Source organism: Caulobacter sp. NIBR1757 (assembly GCF_027912495.1).
GTDB lineage: Bacteria > Pseudomonadota > Alphaproteobacteria > Caulobacterales > Caulobacteraceae > Caulobacter.
Window position 1 is genome coordinate 4,044,652 of the sequence record NZ_CP115463.1, and the last position, 15,183, is coordinate 4,059,834.

General features: G+C 69.0%; 13 protein-coding genes. 4 read left to right on the forward strand and 9 right to left on the reverse strand.

Annotation, left to right across the window (positions count from 1 at the left end; genetic code table 11):
- Positions 1 to 597: 597 nt before the first annotated feature.
- Together O5I81_RS19445 and O5I81_RS19450 are read left to right on the forward strand one after the other, a co-directional pair.
- Positions 598 to 1,806, forward strand: coding sequence for an AAA family ATPase (locus tag O5I81_RS19445; RefSeq protein WP_271066518.1), 1,209 nt, complete (start codon positions 598 to 600; stop codon positions 1,804 to 1,806).
- Positions 1,796 to 4,330, forward strand: coding sequence for a S8 family peptidase (locus O5I81_RS19450; protein WP_271066519.1), 2,535 nt, complete (start codon positions 1,796 to 1,798; stop codon positions 4,328 to 4,330). The genes O5I81_RS19445 and O5I81_RS19450 overlap by 11 nt, the downstream gene beginning before the upstream one ends.
- Before the next feature lie 115 nt (positions 4,331 to 4,445).
- Here the strand turns inward: O5I81_RS19450 and O5I81_RS19455 are convergent, their stop codons facing one another.
- From O5I81_RS19455 to O5I81_RS19490, 8 genes are all read right to left on the reverse strand, one after another.
- The gene (locus tag O5I81_RS19455; RefSeq protein ID WP_271066520.1) at positions 4,446 to 5,294 is read right to left on the reverse strand and encodes a hypothetical protein; all 849 of its coding nucleotides are present in this window, start codon (positions 5,292 to 5,294) and stop codon (positions 4,446 to 4,448) included.
- On the reverse strand, positions 5,287 to 6,429 hold the full coding sequence (locus O5I81_RS19460) for a beta-ketoacyl synthase N-terminal-like domain-containing protein (RefSeq protein WP_271066521.1): 1,143 nt from the start codon (positions 6,427 to 6,429) through the stop codon (positions 5,287 to 5,289). Before O5I81_RS19460 ends, O5I81_RS19455 begins: the two co-directional genes overlap by 8 nt.
- Entirely contained in the window at positions 6,426 to 6,698 is a 273-nt protein-coding gene (locus O5I81_RS19465; protein ID WP_271066522.1) for a phosphopantetheine-binding protein, read from the reverse strand. The genes O5I81_RS19460 and O5I81_RS19465 overlap by 4 nt, the downstream gene beginning before the upstream one ends.
- Before the next feature lie 10 nt (positions 6,699 to 6,708).
- The gene (locus O5I81_RS19470) at positions 6,709 to 7,905 is read right to left on the reverse strand and encodes an ABC transporter permease (RefSeq protein WP_271066523.1); all 1,197 of its coding nucleotides are present in this window, start codon (positions 7,903 to 7,905) and stop codon (positions 6,709 to 6,711) included.
- Positions 7,902 to 8,870: an ABC transporter ATP-binding protein gene (locus O5I81_RS19475; RefSeq protein ID WP_271066524.1), complete on the reverse strand. Its 969-nt coding sequence runs from the start codon at positions 8,868 to 8,870 to the stop codon at positions 7,902 to 7,904. The genes O5I81_RS19470 and O5I81_RS19475 overlap by 4 nt, the downstream gene beginning before the upstream one ends.
- Positions 8,871 to 8,924: 54 nt before the next feature.
- Positions 8,925 to 9,119, reverse strand: a complete 195-nt coding sequence (locus O5I81_RS19480; RefSeq protein ID WP_271066525.1) for a hypothetical protein — start codon at positions 9,117 to 9,119, stop codon at positions 8,925 to 8,927.
- A 64-nt stretch (positions 9,120 to 9,183) separates the two neighbouring features.
- Positions 9,184 to 9,837, reverse strand: coding sequence for a hypothetical protein (locus O5I81_RS19485; RefSeq protein ID WP_271066526.1), 654 nt, complete (start codon positions 9,835 to 9,837; stop codon positions 9,184 to 9,186).
- A gap of 109 nt (positions 9,838 to 9,946) precedes the next feature.
- Positions 9,947 to 11,284, reverse strand: coding sequence for a S8 family serine peptidase (locus O5I81_RS19490; RefSeq protein WP_271066527.1), 1,338 nt, complete (start codon positions 11,282 to 11,284; stop codon positions 9,947 to 9,949).
- Positions 11,285 to 11,424: 140 nt separating this feature from the next.
- Between O5I81_RS19490 and O5I81_RS19495 the strand changes: the two genes are divergently transcribed.
- Positions 11,425 to 11,916: an RNA polymerase sigma factor gene (locus O5I81_RS19495; protein ID WP_271066528.1), complete on the forward strand. Its 492-nt coding sequence runs from the start codon at positions 11,425 to 11,427 to the stop codon at positions 11,914 to 11,916.
- Entirely contained in the window at positions 11,913 to 12,620 is a 708-nt protein-coding gene (locus tag O5I81_RS19500; RefSeq protein WP_271066529.1) for a hypothetical protein, read from the forward strand. Before O5I81_RS19495 ends, O5I81_RS19500 begins: the two co-directional genes overlap by 4 nt.
- Before the next feature lie 15 nt (positions 12,621 to 12,635).
- Here the strand turns inward: O5I81_RS19500 and O5I81_RS19505 are convergent, their stop codons facing one another.
- Entirely contained in the window at positions 12,636 to 15,182 is a 2,547-nt protein-coding gene (locus O5I81_RS19505) for a M10 family metallopeptidase C-terminal domain-containing protein (protein ID WP_271066530.1), read from the reverse strand.
- Position 15,183: the final 1 nt, after the last annotated feature.

Sequence of the window (15,183 nt, forward strand, 5' to 3'; positions counted from 1 at the left end):
GCGCGCCCGGGCGGCAAGGGGCGGGCTGTGAGTTTGAGTGTTGAAAAGTCTGAGGGAATGGTGGCCGGGGCGTTGTTCGGGGCGCGGGAAATGTTGGTGGGCGCGTAGGCACGGCGTTGGTGTGCAGGCGGCGAATGTGGGTGTGTTTGTAAGCGGTGGGCCTACATTGGCCCGTCGGACCTGTCGCACGGGCGAAAGGGTGTCGAAGGGGCCGAGAATGAATATGTCTAGACATATTCATCGGCGTTTTGGGGCGATCAAGCGGGGACGGCCCCTTCGAACAGAGCCTAGGGGTGGGAAGCGGTCTCCCATCCTGAGGCTCGCTCGTGTCATTTCTGCGCTGCGAGCGGACATTGAGACCGGCGCCGGAGGCAGACCTTGGAGAGGAGGCCTTCAAACCCTCACTTTGACCAACTTTGGGCCGGCAGCCAGCCTTAGGCCGGATCGCGCTGGCCCGCTCGCGAAACAGCCCGATAAATCTACCTAAAATATGATTTTTTTAGGCACTTTGCCTATATATCTAGATAATTTGTGTTGTTTAGTAGGAAAAAGCCGATATATATTTTTAGCAGTAGGATTTGCTTCGGATGTCGCCACATGGACCATTTCGCCGTCGTGCAGAGCATTGTTCGCGCCGCGCTAAGCGGAGACCGCGCTGCCGTGGGCAAGCAGGTGGCGCGTCTTCGCGAGCGTCTGGAGAAAGCCGGCGATCTTAAGGATGCAGCGACCCTCGAGCGATTGCTCGCCGTTGTTGACGAGGCCAAGGATATCGCGCCGAGCCGCGTGGAGGTGTCGCGCACCCTGGTCTCTGGCGAGCGTCTGTCGCCCGACGTCAATCCGCCGATCGACCGCGAGACCGGCGCGCGGCTTTGCACAATCACCTTTGGGCGCTGCGACGTCCAGGCGCCGATCTATGGCGGGGCGCTGCATGAGACGATCGATGGCCTGCTGCAGGAATGGAGCAACGCCGCTGCCCTGCAGTCGGTCGGAGTGGAGCCGACACGAACGCTGCTGATCTACGGCCCGCCCGGATCAGGCAAGACCGTCACCGCCCACTATATCGCCGAGCGCCTTGGCTTGCCTTTAATTACCGCCCGCATCGACGGCCTGATTTCGTCGTTCCTGGGCACAACGGCGCGCAACATCGCCAACCTGTTCGACTTTGCCAATCGCTACGCCTGCGTGCTACTATTGGATGAGTTTGACGCATTGGCCAAGCTTCGCGACGATCCTCAAGAGATCGGAGAGATCAAGCGCGTGGTGAACACGCTGCTGCAGAACCTCGACATGCGGCGTGAGTTTGGGATCACCATGGCGATCACCAACCACGATCGCCTGCTCGATCCGGCCGTCTGGCGCCGGTTCGAGACACATGTGCACATGGGCAACCCCGAACTTGGCGCGCGCGAGCAGTTGATTGCGCGCTTCCTTCAACCCATAGCGGCCGAACCCTCGACCTTACGAATCTTCGCCTACTGCTTGATCGGGCACTCCGGAGCGGACCTGGAGCGAATCTGCGCGGCGACCAAGCGCACTCTGGCGCTGAAGGGCGAGGCCCACGACGGGCCGGCGCTGTTCAGGGCCCTGAGCGTGGTCCTCGCTCGCACACCCTATCACGACCATCTCCCCGCCCGGATTCTGGCGACCGACCCCGAGGCCTTCATCAGTTTCGTCGCCAACGACGCGGATTTCGGGATGAAGCAGACCGATATCGGAGAGGCCACCGGTTATGTCCAGTCGCGGATCAGCGAACTGAAGAAAGCACGGCGCCATCTGTCGATGACGGAGCCAACGCATGTCCAATAATCCCGTCCAGATCATCCTGAACGACGCCGACTTCCATCAGGCGCCGGAACCCGGAAACCCGCCGCGCAACAGAGACTTCTTCGACGGTGCCGATCGTGCCTTCGTCGATCACAAGGCAGCGTTAATTGCTGCGGTCGAGGCGGTGATCATTGAATTGCAGAAAAGTCCCTTTGGACCGGCCACCTATCTTCGGGTGCAGATGCGCGACGAGGCCCTGGCCAAGTCCTATCGCCCTCGCTGGCTGTTCAAGCCGGACCAGTTTCCTTGCGTCGGCGCTGAGGCCGTCGGCACGCTCTATTTCCGGGCCCCGCTCATCTACCTCGAAGGCCTGAAGCGGCGCATCCAAGAGGCCGAGATCGCCGTTGAGATCAAGCACCGCCGCGTCGACAACAAACCCTACAAGGCCCCGAGCATCGCGCGCGCGGAGGTCGGGGCGATTGAGTTGATCGAAATCGTTCCGCCCGAGCAGAAGCGGACTTTTTCGGTATCGGCAGCGCTAGCCGCGTTCGACGATCCTAGGACCGTATCGGGCTATCAGGTAGAGCTCTTCGAAACCCCCGATGACCGGGTCATCGCTGACGACCCCTTGGGCAGGATCGCCCTGCGTCGCACCCTCGAACAACAGTTGTTCTCCTTGGGGAAGGGCGCGCGCAGCTACATGATGTCGGCGATCGGCCGCACCCCGGTGCTTGAGCTGCAGATCACCCGGGCCGATCAACCGGCGTTGGTCGACAACCGCCCTGAACTGACACGCGCCGACTTGGCGCCCACGCCGCCGCCGGCACCGATCGATCGCGACCCCGATCGTCACGAGGCGGCCTTGGCCGCCTTGCAAGCCCACCCCCTGGTGCGTGCGATCTTGCCGCCCGTTTTACTGCAGTTGACCGACGAAGAAATCCTGAGTGCCGACGGGGGCATGCGACTGGACGACGAGGCGCTGACTATCCCCGGGCCGGCGGCGGGCGCGAACTATCCGGTGGTCGGGGTGATCGACTCGGGGGTCGGGGCTGCGCTGCAGGATTGGGTGGTCGGGCGTTTCGACTATTTAGATCCGGACGAACACAACCCCGCTCACGGCACCGGCGTGGCGGGCCTGATCTGCATGCCGCAACTGACAAACACCGCCTCTGTAACCCCCGAACCCAACGGCTGTCTGATCTACGACGCGCCGCTCTATCCCAAGGGCTCGTTCGTGGCCAAGTACAGCCGGGGCTTCAATGACTTCCTCGAAGAGATTGAACAGGCGGTCGCTGAGGCGAAAGAGCAACATGGCGTGCGCGTCTTCAACCTGTCGATCAACGCGGTGTCCGACGTGGAGCGCCACCGCTACAGCATCTACGCGTCACGGCTGGATCAGATCGCGGACACCTACGGCGTGATCTTCGTCAATTCGGCGGGCAATCTGTCGCGCTTGCAGTCGCGCGCGCCGTGGCCCCAACGGCCGGTCGACGTCGTACGCTATTTCGCCGCCCGCACCTCACCCGACACAATCTTCAAACCAGCGGAGAGCGTGCGCTCGGTCTCGGTGGGGGCGCTCAACCCTCCGTTCACGAAGCAGGTTGCCGGCGCGCCGACGGTCTACACTACGCGTGGCCCCGGACTGCAGGTCGGGATTAAGCCGGACGTCGCCGCCTATGGCGGGGCCGGCGGAGCGGCGCTTGGCGAGCGCAGCGGCCTGTCGTCAATCACCCCGGATGGCCGCCGCCAAGACGTGATCGGTACCAGCTACGCCGCGCCCTTGGTGGCCAGGACCCTCGCGGGTCTGGATTCAGTGACCCAGGGAGGGCTCAACACCGAGGCATTGCGGGCTATGCTTCTGCATCACGCCGCCATGCCCGAGCCATTGAGCAAACGCGGATTGAAGGACATCGCTCGCCAGTTCGCCGGCTTTGGCAAACCGGCCCAAGTCGTCGATATGCTGGAAACCGACGATCACCAGATCACCCTGCTATTTCAAAGCCGTTTGAGCATCGGCGAGCGCAAGCCAGTGATCCTACGGTTTCCGTTCATCTGGCCGCAAAGCCTAGTGCAGGACGACGGCAGCTGCTCGGGCCGGGTCCGCATCACCCTGGTCTATTCGCCGCCGCTCGATCCGGCGTTCGGCGCGGAGTTCGTGCGCGTCAACCTGGAAGCCTCGCTAAAGCAACTCCAGACCGCTCCCGCCCCGGACGGCAGCGCGCGTTTTCTGAACCAGATAGACGCCAAGTACTTGCCCGGGTCAGCGAAGCTTGCGGTACCCGAAAGGGCCCTGATTGATCACGGTCTGAAGTGGTGGCCGTCCAAGCAGTATGCCTCGACCTTCGCTCAGAAGGGCGAATCGTCTCAGTGGCGCCTTGAGGTCACAAGCCTTGTGCGGGCAGAAGCCCAGTTCCCCGCCGAAGGCGTACCGTTCGCGGTGCTAATGACCTTGGAAGACCCCGAGGGCCGAGCCCCGGTGTTCCAAGAGTTCCGTCAGCAGCTCCAAACCAGCGTGGCCAACGCTCAGGATATCCGCACTGCGATCCGTCTGCGCCCACGCAGCTAACGTCACGGATGCTCTGGGACAAGATGCGATCAACGAGTCGATCTCTTTGAAAAGGGTCTGATAGCGTCACAGGCAGCCCAGTTTGCAAACCCCCGTCACCGGCCATCCAGACCAATCACGCCCGCACCGTAAACGCCGCGTACCGCCCCGCGCCATCCGTCGACACATGCAGCATCGTCTCGCCCGGCGTCGCCTGCTCCAGGAAGGCCGACGGGGCCGCGGCGGTGCGGCTGTCGTAGTAGGGGCGGCCGGTGCGGTAGTCGAAGGTGCGGGGCAGGTCGAACGTATCGCCCGCCACCCCTTCGCCGAGGCCGAGGACGGTGGTGGCCGGGTCGAAGGTGGCGGTCCAAACCATGAGGTCGTCGCGGCTGGCGAAGAAGCGGCAGGCGGGGAGCGCGCCAGACTCGCCTTCGGCGGTCAGCCAGAGCCAGTGAGCCGCCTCGCCGATGGGGGTGTCCGGGGGCTGGGAGAGGCGTTGGCGGTGGATGGGGAGGGGGTCGAGGACGATGTCGGCGGAGCCGATCAGGGCCGATTTCACGGTTCCCTGCTTCAGGTCGAGGAGGGCCAGCTGCAGGGCGGTTTCGAAGCCGAAGGCGCGGTTGCCAAGGCAGGTTGAGCGGCCCGACAGACCGAAGGCCTTGGCGACGTAGAAGCAGGCGGCGTTGCTGACGGTGTTGATGAAGCTGAGCGGTTTGGGCGGGAAGCCGTCACGGAACAGGTGCTCGAGGACCTCGACGGTGACCTCGAAGTCGCCGCTGCCGGTGGTGAAGTAGACGGCGGTGTCCGGCGGCGGCGTGCGGCCGTCCAGGCAGCGGCCGGCGCCGATCAGGGCCAGCGAGATGAAGCGGCCGATGCGGCGGACCGGCGCGCCCAGCGTCGCCTTGACGATCGGCTTGAGGTCGGTGAGGTCGCCGCCCTCCTCGCTGAGATAATCCCCCATGCCGGCGATGCGGGCCTCAGTCATTGGCCACCACCAGGCTGGTGTTGTTGCCGCCGAAGCCGAAGTAGTTGAGCAGGAAGGCGCCCTTGCCGACCGGGGCCCAGGTCTGGTTCAGGGTCAGGCCCAGTTCGCCGGGCTCGGCGCTGATGCCCGGCATCGGCGGCAGGTGGCCGCGTTCGATGGCGCCGCAGACCAGCAGCAGTTCGCCGAGACCGCAGGCGCCGAAGGTGTGGCCGATGAAGGGTTTCATGGCCAGCATCGGCGGGATGGCGCTGAACACCCGGTGCATGCCGGCCGCCTCGGCCTCGTCGTTGAGCAGACTGGCGGTGCCGTGCGCCTTGACCGCCAGGATGTCGGAGGCCGCGAGACTGGCCGCATCCAGGGCCTGTTGCATGACGGCGGCGACGGTCGAGCCGTCCGGGTTGGCGGCCGAGACGCCGTGGGTGTCGCAGAGGTTGGCCCCGGCCAGGAGGTGGAAGCCTGAGGGGCCGGGCGTGGCGCCGACCACGAGGGCGCTGACGCCCTCACCCAGCACCAGGCCGGCGCGGGCGGCGTCGAACGGGCGCATGCCGTTCGGGGCCAGCAGGGCCAGGGACTGGAAGCCGAGCGCGGTGATGACGTTGAAGATCTCCAGCCCGACGATCAGGGCATGGTCGATCAGCCCCTCGCGGATCATGGCGTCGGCGTAGATCAGGGCGTTGGCGCTGGAGGTGCAGGCGGTGTTGATCGTGTAATCCGGCCCGCGCAGGCCGAACCGCCGGGCGATGGTCTCGGCCAGGCCGCCCATGGCCGCGTTGGTCATCAGGGGATGGGCGGCGTCGATCGTCAGGGCGCGGGCGTAGATGGCCTCGGTCACCGAGATGTCGAGGCTGGAGGTGCCGAGGAAGAGGGCGGTGCGCTCGCGCTGGAGCGGGGTCAGGTCGGAGGCGGTGAGGGCCGCGTCGATGACCGGCTCGAGGGCGCGCCACAGGCGGGTCTCGACGTCGGTCAGCGGCAGGCCGTTGAGCAGCATGCTGGGCACCGGCTCGACCGTCTCGCCGAGCGGCACGGCGGTGACCCCCGGCGGCGGCGGGCCGGCGGGCAGGGCATCGAGGTTTTCGGAAAGGGTGGCGCCCAGCGTGGTGTGCAGCCCGGCCCCGTGGAACCAGGCGCGCCTCATGCCTTTTTGCTGCGCTCGGCCTCGATGAAGTCGGCCAGGGCGTTGATGCTGGCCAGGGCCTTGCGGGCGTCGGGCCCGCCCTCGATGCGGACGCCGTAGTTTTCCTTCACCGCCATGCTGATCTGCAGGGCGTCGAGGCTGTCGAGATCGAGGTCGCCGCCGATCAGGCGCTCGTCGTCGCCGATCTCGCTGGGGTCCATCTCTTCCTTGTCGCACTCGCGCACGATCATCGCCTTGAGGTCGGCCAGCATTTGCGCGCGATCGGACATGGAAGACCCCCTACTTCTGATACCGATGGACGAGCCAGGCCGCGCCCAGGGTGGCGACCCCGAAGGCCGTGAGCTTGCTCAGCTCTGGCCAGATATCCCCCACCCCGCCCCCGCGTAGCAACAACCCGAGGAAGCCGTCCAGCCCCCAGGCCATCGGTGACAGGTCGGCGAGCGCCTGCATGCCCTGCGGCATGACGAACTTGGGGATCATGATGCCGCCGAGCGCGGCGAGGACGATGGCGCCCAGGCCTGAGGCCATGGTCGCCTGTTCGCTGGTGCGGGCGCTCACCGCGATGAGCAGGGCCAGGCCGAGGGCCGCCAGGCTGACGGCGGCGGACAGCAGGACCAGGGCGAAGGGGCTGCCGTTCAGTTGCAGCGCCTGGCCGCCGAGCAGGGGGACCAGGAACATGCCGGCGGCCAGCATCAGCACGACCTGGATCTGGTTGACCAGGAAGTAGGGGATCAGCTTGCCGAGGAACTGGGTCACCGGGCCGATGTCGATGGTGGCCAGGCGCCGCTGCACGCCCAGCTGGCGCTCGCGGATGAAGGTGTTGGAGAAGGGAATGGAGACGAAGAAGATGGCGAACACCAGCCAGGCCGGCACGCTCTGCTGCACCGCCGACGGCGCGGCGCCGGGGGCGGCGGGGGTATAGGCATAGGCGAGGTCGATCTTCGGGGCTTCGACCTTCGGCGGATCGATCGGATAGCCGAACGGGTCCTCGGTCGGCAGGAAGCCGATCAGCTGCTGCGTGCGCTGCAGGCCGGTGGCTTCGCCGAGCGCGGCGAGCATCAGCTTTTCGGTGCGCTTGTCGGTGTCGGGGGCGACGGTGACGGCGAGCAGGGTCGGGGCCGTGGGGCTCGGCTGGCCCTCCAGGCTGGCGCCGTAGCCCTTGCGGATCTCGATGGCGAAGGCATAGCCGCCGGACTTCAGGGCCTGTTTGATGTCTTTTGGCGCGGGCTGGCGCTTAATGCCGAAAGCCTCGTTTTTCGCCAAACTCTCTTGCAGCATTTTCGACTTCGGCGTGCCGTCGTGGTCGATCAGCAGGACGTCGGCCAGGTGGCCGCCGCGCGAGGCGAACAGGTCCTGCAGGGCCAGCGACATGATCAGGATGAAGACCAGCGGCAGGATGAACAGCAGAGCCAGGCCATGCAGGTCGCGGCGCAGCAGCCGCAGTTCCTTGACGATGGTGGCGAGGAGCGGGCTCACGCCGCCTCCTCCGCCGCCTGGTCGAGCAGGCCGAGATACAGGGTCTCCAGCCGGCTGACGCCGTATTCTGCGCGGGCGACCTTGAGGCCGGCCGCCTGCAGCTTTTCGAGCACGGCCGGCAGGTCGGCCTGGCCGGCGAGGTCGAGATCGACGCGGCCTTCGATGGACCAGTCGGGCGACAGGGCCTTCAGGGCCGTCTTCGCCTTGGCCGTCGCGGGCGCGGCCAGGGTGACGGTCAGGCGGCGGGCTGCGGCCTCGGTCAGCAGATCGGCCGTGCGGCCCTGCAGGACCAGCCGGCCGTGGTCGATGACGGCGACGGCGTCGCAGAGCTGTTCGACCTCTTCCATGTAGTGGGAGGTGTAGACGATAGTGACGCCCTGGGCTTTGAGGGCCTTGATGGCTTCGAGGATGGTCTGGCGGGAGCGGGCGTCGATGCCGACGGTCGGCTCGTCGAGGTAGAGGATGCGCGGGGCGTTGATCAGGGCGATGGCCAGGTTCAGCCGCCGCTTGAGGCCGCCACTGTAGGTCTCGGCCGGCTTGTCCAGCCAGGCCCCGAGGTCGGTGGCGGCGACGGCGGCGGCGCGGCGGGCCGGCCAGTCGGCCTTGGGAATGCGGTAGAGGCCGGCGAAGAACTCCAGGTTATCAGCCCCGCTGAGGGCCGGATAGAAGGCGAAGTCCTGCGGCGCCAGGGCCCCGGCCCGGCGCAAGGCGCGCGGGTCTTTCGCCGCCGAGATGCCCTCGACGAGGATCTCGCCCGACTGCGGGGCGATCATGCCGGTCATCAGCGAGATCAGGGTGCTCTTGCCGGCCCCGTTGGGGCCCAGCAGGCCAAAGCAGCTGCCGCGCTCGATACTGAGGTCGATGCCGGTCAGGGCGTCGCGGGCGCCGCGCGGATAGCGATGCGACAGGCCCCGGACCAGGATGGCCGGATCGTCTTTCGTCGGACTGTTGGCTTCACCGGGCACGCGTCTTCCCCCGCACCGGGCTTAGCGCAGGGGTGGCGGCGCGTCACCGCAAAACTATGTGGCATCCTTCAAGCGCAGGCCGAAGACGGGCAGGCCGTCGAACCAGACCTCGACGGCGAGGTGGTCGGGGCTGCGGCCGAGGATCTCGCCGGCCAGTTCGCGGGCCCGGGCGTCGCCCGAGACGGTCACCGACAGGACGTCGGGCTCGGGCTCGCCGGCGCGGGTCAGGTGGAAGAGGTAGGTCTGCATGGCGCAACGCCCGGCCGGGATGGCCGCGCGCCCCGTGGGGAGGCGCGGACATCCCGCCGTCGGCTCAGTCCTGGCGAACCTCGCTGTCGCTGGTGCGGGGTTTCTTCTCGGCCTTGACGGATCCCTGGGCGGAACCCTCGGCGCTGACGGCGCCGGCCTTGCGGGCCTCGCCCCTGGCGCGGCTGGCGGCGTAGGCGGCCTGGCCGCGGGCCTGACCGGCGGCGCGGGCCGCCTGGCCACGGGTTTCTCCAGCGAGGCGGGCGGCGTCGCCACGGGCCTGGCCGACGTCGCGGGCGAGGCCGGCGCGATCAAGGCTGGCAGAGCCGGCGGCGTCGGCGCCGACCGAGCCCTTCGAGGTCCCGACCATGCCCGAGGCCGAGCCGGAGCCGCCCTGGCCGTTGACGGCGCCGTCGGCCGAGCCGCGCTCTTCGACGGCGGCGGCGCGCTGGGCTTTGGCGGCGGCCTTTTCGGCCCGGGCTTTGGCGCGGTCGGCGCGCGCCTTCGCGGCGTCGATCGTATCGCCCACCCGGTCACGCACGCCGCCGAGATCGGCCCTGGCCCCGCCGGTCAGGGAGCCGCCGGCCGAGCCGGTGACGCCGCCGACGCTGCCGCCGACACTGCCGCCAAGACCGCCCGAGCCGCCCAGGACCTGGGCGCTGGCCGAGCCAGCGGCGAGAAGGGCGCAGGCCGCGGCCGCGCAGAGGAAGCTGGTCTTCATGGCTGTTTCTCCTTCGACTTGAGGTCCGGCGCGGCAAAGCCACGGGGCCTCTCGAAGGGTCCAACGATGGGAACCCGAGGGTTCTTCCATCGGCCGCCGGCTTTTTTCTTCAGCGGCGGCCGGGCGGGGCCATGCGCAGGTCGGCGGCGACCAGGCCTCGGCCATAGATGCGGTCGGGTCCGCGCGGGCCGAGATCCCGCGCCTCGGCCCCCAGGGCGGCGACCGCCTGGGCCGGGCTGTGGCCCCGGCGCAGGAGGGCCAGCCGGCCGGCCACCAGCGGCGCGGCGAAGGAGGTGCCGCGCATGGCGCTATAGCCCCCGCCGGGGCGGGCGGCGGCCATGTCCGAGCCGGGAGCGGCGAAGTCGACATGGGTTCCCCGGCAGGCCTCGGGCAGCACCCGGTCCCGGCGATCGACCCCGGTCACCGAGATCACCTCCGGCCAGGCGGCGGGATAGAGCGGCGGCGCGGCCGGCCCGTCGTTGCCGACGGCGGCGACCAGCAGCACGCCCTTGGCGCTGAGGCGGCGGACCATGGCCCTGACCAGGGCGTTCTGGGGTCCGACCAGGCTGATGTTGACCACCGGCGCGCCCGACGCCTCCATCCAGCCGAGGGCGCGGGCCACGGCGTCCGCCGAGCCGCCGGTCGGGCCGGTTCCATAGACGTCGGCCGCCAGCACGGTGGCGCCGGGGGCGGCGCCGCGGAAGGCTCCGGCCCGGCCGGCCAGCAGGGAGGCGGCGGCGGTGCCGTGGGCGGCGGGCCGGACGCCGCCGGGCGCGAAGGACCGCTGCTCGATGCGGGCTACGGCCAGGGCCGGGTGGCCCACATCGACCCCGCTGTCGATCAGGCCGATGCGCAAGCCCCCGCCGGCGGCCTGGACGCCTGTGGCGACGACGGGCGCGGCGGCCATCATCGGCAGGGGCGCGGTCTCTCCGGCCCCCGAATAGATGTGGTTGAAGTCGTAGTCGCCGGCCGGGTCGGCCTTGCGCAGTCGCTTGAGGGCCTGGCGGGCGTTGAGGCCGGGCGGCGGCGACAGGATCACGGCCTCCAGCCCGCCCTCCAGGGTCTCGCGGCGCAGGATGGCGAAGCCCGCGGCCTGGGCCGCTGTCAGCGAGGCCGCCGTGGGGGCGACGGCGAGGATCTGGCCGCGCACGACGGGGCCGCCGTGGTCGTCGATGTCGATCTCGCGCGGGTGGCGGCGGATCAGCTCCTTCAGCGCGTCGACCCGCTGGTCGGCCAGGTCATTGAGCCGTTCGAGCGAGCCCTGAACGTCATCGAGGGTTCCACGGACCCGGCCGCCGACCTCGCCGCCCGAGGGCAGGCCGCCACCGGGCAACCCCGCGCCCGGCAAGGACGGCAACTGGGCCGCCGCCGGCCCCGCCAGGGCAAGGACCAGCGCCAGGGCGCCGACCAGGCGGCGCGCGCCCTTTCGATCGGGGAATTGCTCCATTGCGGTCGCCTCCATACCGCCGGTCAAAACCCGCAACGTCCAATGGCGAATGGGGTTGCGGGTTTGCCCGACGCGATATCTCTTTTCCCGGGGAAGAAACGTCCCGTGGCCGGCGTTTCATCCGTGAAGAGGTGAAATCCTTGGACCCGTTCGAGCGCGGGATCGTCGATCTGCTGCCGCGCCTGCGCCGATTCGCGCGGGCGCTGGCGGGGTCGCGCGCCGATGCCGACGACCTGTGCCAGATCGCCGTCGAGCGGGCCCTGGCCCGGCGAGCCCAATGGATGCCGGGGACAAGACTGGACAGCTGGACCATGCGCATCCTGAAGAACGCCTGGATCGACGAGACCCGCAGCCGGGGCCGCAAGGCCCGGCTGTTCGACGCCCCCGAGGCGGGAGAGCGGGTGGCCGATCCGTTCGTGGCCAGCCCGGCCGAGCGCGACGATGCCTATGCGGTCGGCCAGGCCATGGCCCGGCTGCCCGAGGACCAGCGGCTGGCCGTCGCCCTGGTGCTGGTCGAGGGCCTGTCCTACGCCGAGGCCGCCGAGGTCATGGAGATCCCGTCCGGCACCGTGGCCAGCCGGGTGGCGCGCGGCCGCATGGGGCTGATGGCCCAGCTGGAGACGGTGGAATGACCGGCGATCCGCACATCCCCGCCGGCGTCAGCGACGAGATGCTGATCGCCTATCTCGACGGCGAACTGGACGAGGCCGGCATGGCCAGGATCGACGCCGCCCTTGGCGAGGATCCGGCCCTGGTCGACCGGATGGAGGCCCACACCGCCCTGGGGGACCGGGTGCGGGCCGCTTATGCCCCGGTGCTGGACGAGCCCGTGCCGGAGGCCCTGGCCGGTCTGGTCGCGCCGGCGTCCAAGGTCGTCAGCCTGCCGCCGCCGCGCAAGGCCCTGCCGAACTACGCCTGGTGGGGCGCGATGGCCGCCACCCTGGTGGTCGCGGTGATGCTGTTCGGGCGCGAGCTGGCCCCGGGCGATCCGCTCCGGGCCGGCAGGGTGGCGCGGGGCGAGCTGGCCCGGGCCCTGACCGTGCAGGCCAGCAACGACAAGGGCGGCGCGGTGGCCATCGGCCTGACCTTCCGGGACCGGGCCGGCCGCTATTGCAGGACCTTCGCCATGGACCAGACGGCCGGCCTGGCCTGCCGCGAGGACAAGGCCTGGACGGTCGAGGTCGCCGCCCGCCGTCCGGCCGCCGCCACGTCCGACTTCCGGCAGGCGGCCAGCGAGACGCCGGCGGCCGTGCTGGACAGGGTCGATGCGCTGATCGTCGGCGAGACGCTGGATGCCGAGCAGGAGAAGGCTGCGCTGGACGCCGGCTGGCGTTAGCCGCCCTCTCCCGGGCTACAACAGCCAACCCACCGACGAGACGGTGTGATTGCCCAGCATCTGGAAGGCGAAGTCGGCCTGGCCGTCGCCGTTGACGTCGCCCGACACCGTGGTGCGGCCGCTGTCGGCGTCGAAGGCCCGGACGAGCTGGCCCGCCACGCCCGTGAAGGCGCTGGCGAAGACGAAGGCCTGGTTGCCGGCCGCGTTGAGGTTGGCGTCGATGCCCACGAGGCTGATGCGGTCGCCCGCGCCGGCCGCGAAGTCGGCGATCAGGTCCATGTCGATGACCAGGCTGTCGCTCGTGGCGGTGTAGACGAAGAGGTCGGCGCCGACCCCGCCGGTCATCAGGTCGCTGCCCGCGCCGCCGATCAGTTGGTCGTTGCCCGTGCCGCCCTCGAGGGCGTCGCGGCCGTCGCCGGCGGTCAGCTTGTCCGCCCCCGCGCCGCCGAACAGGCTGTCGTCGCCGGCCAGGCCGTAGAGCAGGTCGTCGCCGTCGCCGCCGTCGAGGCTGTCCTGACCGGCGTTGCCCTTGAGGCTGTCGTTGCCGCCGAGGCCCTGGATGATGTCGTCGGCCTTGCCGCCGGCCAGGGTGTCCGGTCCGGGGGTGCCGAGGATGATCGACGGCGGGGCGTAGCCGAGGTTGTCGAGGGTCAGGGCGTTGAGGGCGAGGTTCTTGAACACGATCAGGGTGTTGAAGCCGAGGTCGCCGGCGAAGGCGTCGAAGTCGACCTGCAGCAGGGTGTTGGCCCCGCTGGCGACCAGCCGGACATAGCCGGCCATGAAGGGGTTGCTGACCGTGTCCCAGCCCTGGAAGGCCAGTTCGAACAGGGCCTGCAGATACAGAACATCGCCGCCGGCCCCGCCCTCGAAGTCGGTGATGATGGTCGGGCCGGGGCCCGCATAGAGGTCGGAGAAGCCGTAGCTGTCCGATCCCGCCCCGCCCGACACCGTGGCTTCGGCGCGCAGCATGAAGCTGTCGTCGCCGGCCCCGCCGTAGGCGAAGGTCATGCCGCCGGGCGCGTCCAGCGTGAAGCGGTCATTGCCATCGCCGCCATCGACCACGACCTTCAGGCTGGAAGCGTTGTGCAGGATGGTCAGTTCGTCATTCCCGGCCCCGCCGTATAGGCTGTCGGCCCCGCCGTAGGTGTCGCCGAGGGTGTCGTCGCCCTCGCCGCCGACCAGCTTGTCATTGCCCGCGCCGCCTTCGAGGATATCGTTGCCGTCCAGGCCGTCGAGACGATCGTCGCCGGCCCCGCCGTCCAGCCGATTGTTGCCGGCATTGCCAGAGAGGATGTCGTTGAAGGCCGAGCCCTCGACCGACTCGATGCTCTCGAACCGGTCGCGGCCGGCCCCGCCGGTGGTCTGGACAACCTGCGCCAGTCGGACGGTGACGCCAGAGGCGGCGTCGGCATAGACGGCGGTGTCGTAGCCGGCGCCGCCGATCAGGCGGTCGTCGCCCGCGCCGCCGTTCAGGTAGTCGTCACCCGCCATCCCGTACAGGACGTCATTGCCGCCGAGGCCGTTCAGCAGGTTGGTGACGCCGTTGCCGGTCAGGCTGTCATGGCCGGCCCCGCCGGCGGCGTTCTCGATGATGACTCCGTTGGCGATCGTGTAGCCACCATGGACGCCGGTCGCATGGGAAACCCAGCCGGCGCTGCCGTTCTGGTACAGCAGGGTGGCGGGCCGCAGGTCGATGGTGACGTCCATCGCCGCGCCGGCGATGATCCAGTCGGAATAACCGCCGGCGTCCCAGATGGCGCTGTAACCGGTTCCGGAGCCGTCGGCGGCCGGCAGGAGGTAGACGTCGTCGCCCGTCGCCCAGTCCATGTTGGCGCCGTACTTCCGCTGCAGCATGGCGATGTCCCAGGCCATGGGGCCGGCGACGTTGCCGTAGCCATCGACGTCGATGTTGCCTTGCGGATGCTGATCCCAGCCATCGACGTAGGACATCATCGTCCAGACCGCCTGGTTGACGTACTGGCCGATGAAGGTGAAGCCGAAGCCGTGGTCGAAGGGGCCGGTGACGCCGGGCAGGACGTCCGAGCCGCCGCCATTGTCATGCGGGTGGGCCAGGGCGAAGCCGTGGCCGAACTCGTGCAGCAGGGTGTTGAAGCCGTAGCCCCCCGGCTGCAGCCCCTCGGCGTCCCAGCCGCGGGCGGAGAAGTCGAAGCGGCCCAGGCCGGCGTTCGGCTCGCCGGGCGGGTCGAAGTCGCCCAGCGATAGGCCCTGGTTTTCTGCGGTGTAGCCGAACAGGCGGAAGTCGCTGCCGGCCATGGTCGGGGTTTCGCGATAGGCGATGTTGATGATCGAGGCGAACCGGTCGAGCACGGCCCAGACGGCGGCCTTGGCCTCGGCCGACCAGGCGGGCAGCGAGGGATGGTCGGCGGGGCCGCCGAAGTAGACGTCGATGATCATCCGGCCGGCGTCGTCGTACTTGCCGGTCTGCAGCAGGAGGCCACCCCAGTCGATGGCCGCCAGCGGATCGATCGGCGGCAGGCCGTCGTCCGGAACCTCGATGTCCGGGTCATCGCCGGCCACGGCGGCTGTCTCGATAGCTTGCATC

Coding starts and splice junctions, on each gene's coding strand:
- O5I81_RS19455 (WP_271066520.1), bottom strand. CDS start 5,294: ATGACTGAGGCCCGCATCGCCGGCATGGGGGATTATCTCAGCGAGGAG.
- O5I81_RS19460 (WP_271066521.1), bottom strand. CDS start 6,429: ATGAGGCGCGCCTGGTTCCACGGGGCCGGGCTGCACACCACGCTGGGC.
- O5I81_RS19485 (WP_271066526.1), bottom strand. CDS start 9,837: ATGAAGACCAGCTTCCTCTGCGCGGCCGCGGCCTGCGCCCTTCTCGCC.
- O5I81_RS19500 (WP_271066529.1), top strand. CDS start 11,913: ATGACCGGCGATCCGCACATCCCCGCCGGCGTCAGCGACGAGATGCTG.
- O5I81_RS19505 (WP_271066530.1), bottom strand. CDS start 15,182: ATGCAAGCTATCGAGACAGCCGCCGTGGCCGGCGATGACCCGGACATC.
- O5I81_RS19480 (WP_271066525.1), bottom strand. CDS start 9,119: ATGCAGACCTACCTCTTCCACCTGACCCGCGCCGGCGAGCCCGAGCCC.
- O5I81_RS19450 (WP_271066519.1), top strand. CDS start 1,796: ATGTCCAATAATCCCGTCCAGATCATCCTGAACGACGCCGACTTCCAT.
- O5I81_RS19465 (WP_271066522.1), bottom strand. CDS start 6,698: ATGTCCGATCGCGCGCAAATGCTGGCCGACCTCAAGGCGATGATCGTG.
- O5I81_RS19445 (WP_271066518.1), top strand. CDS start 598: ATGGACCATTTCGCCGTCGTGCAGAGCATTGTTCGCGCCGCGCTAAGC.
- O5I81_RS19490 (WP_271066527.1), bottom strand. CDS start 11,284: ATGGAGCAATTCCCCGATCGAAAGGGCGCGCGCCGCCTGGTCGGCGCC.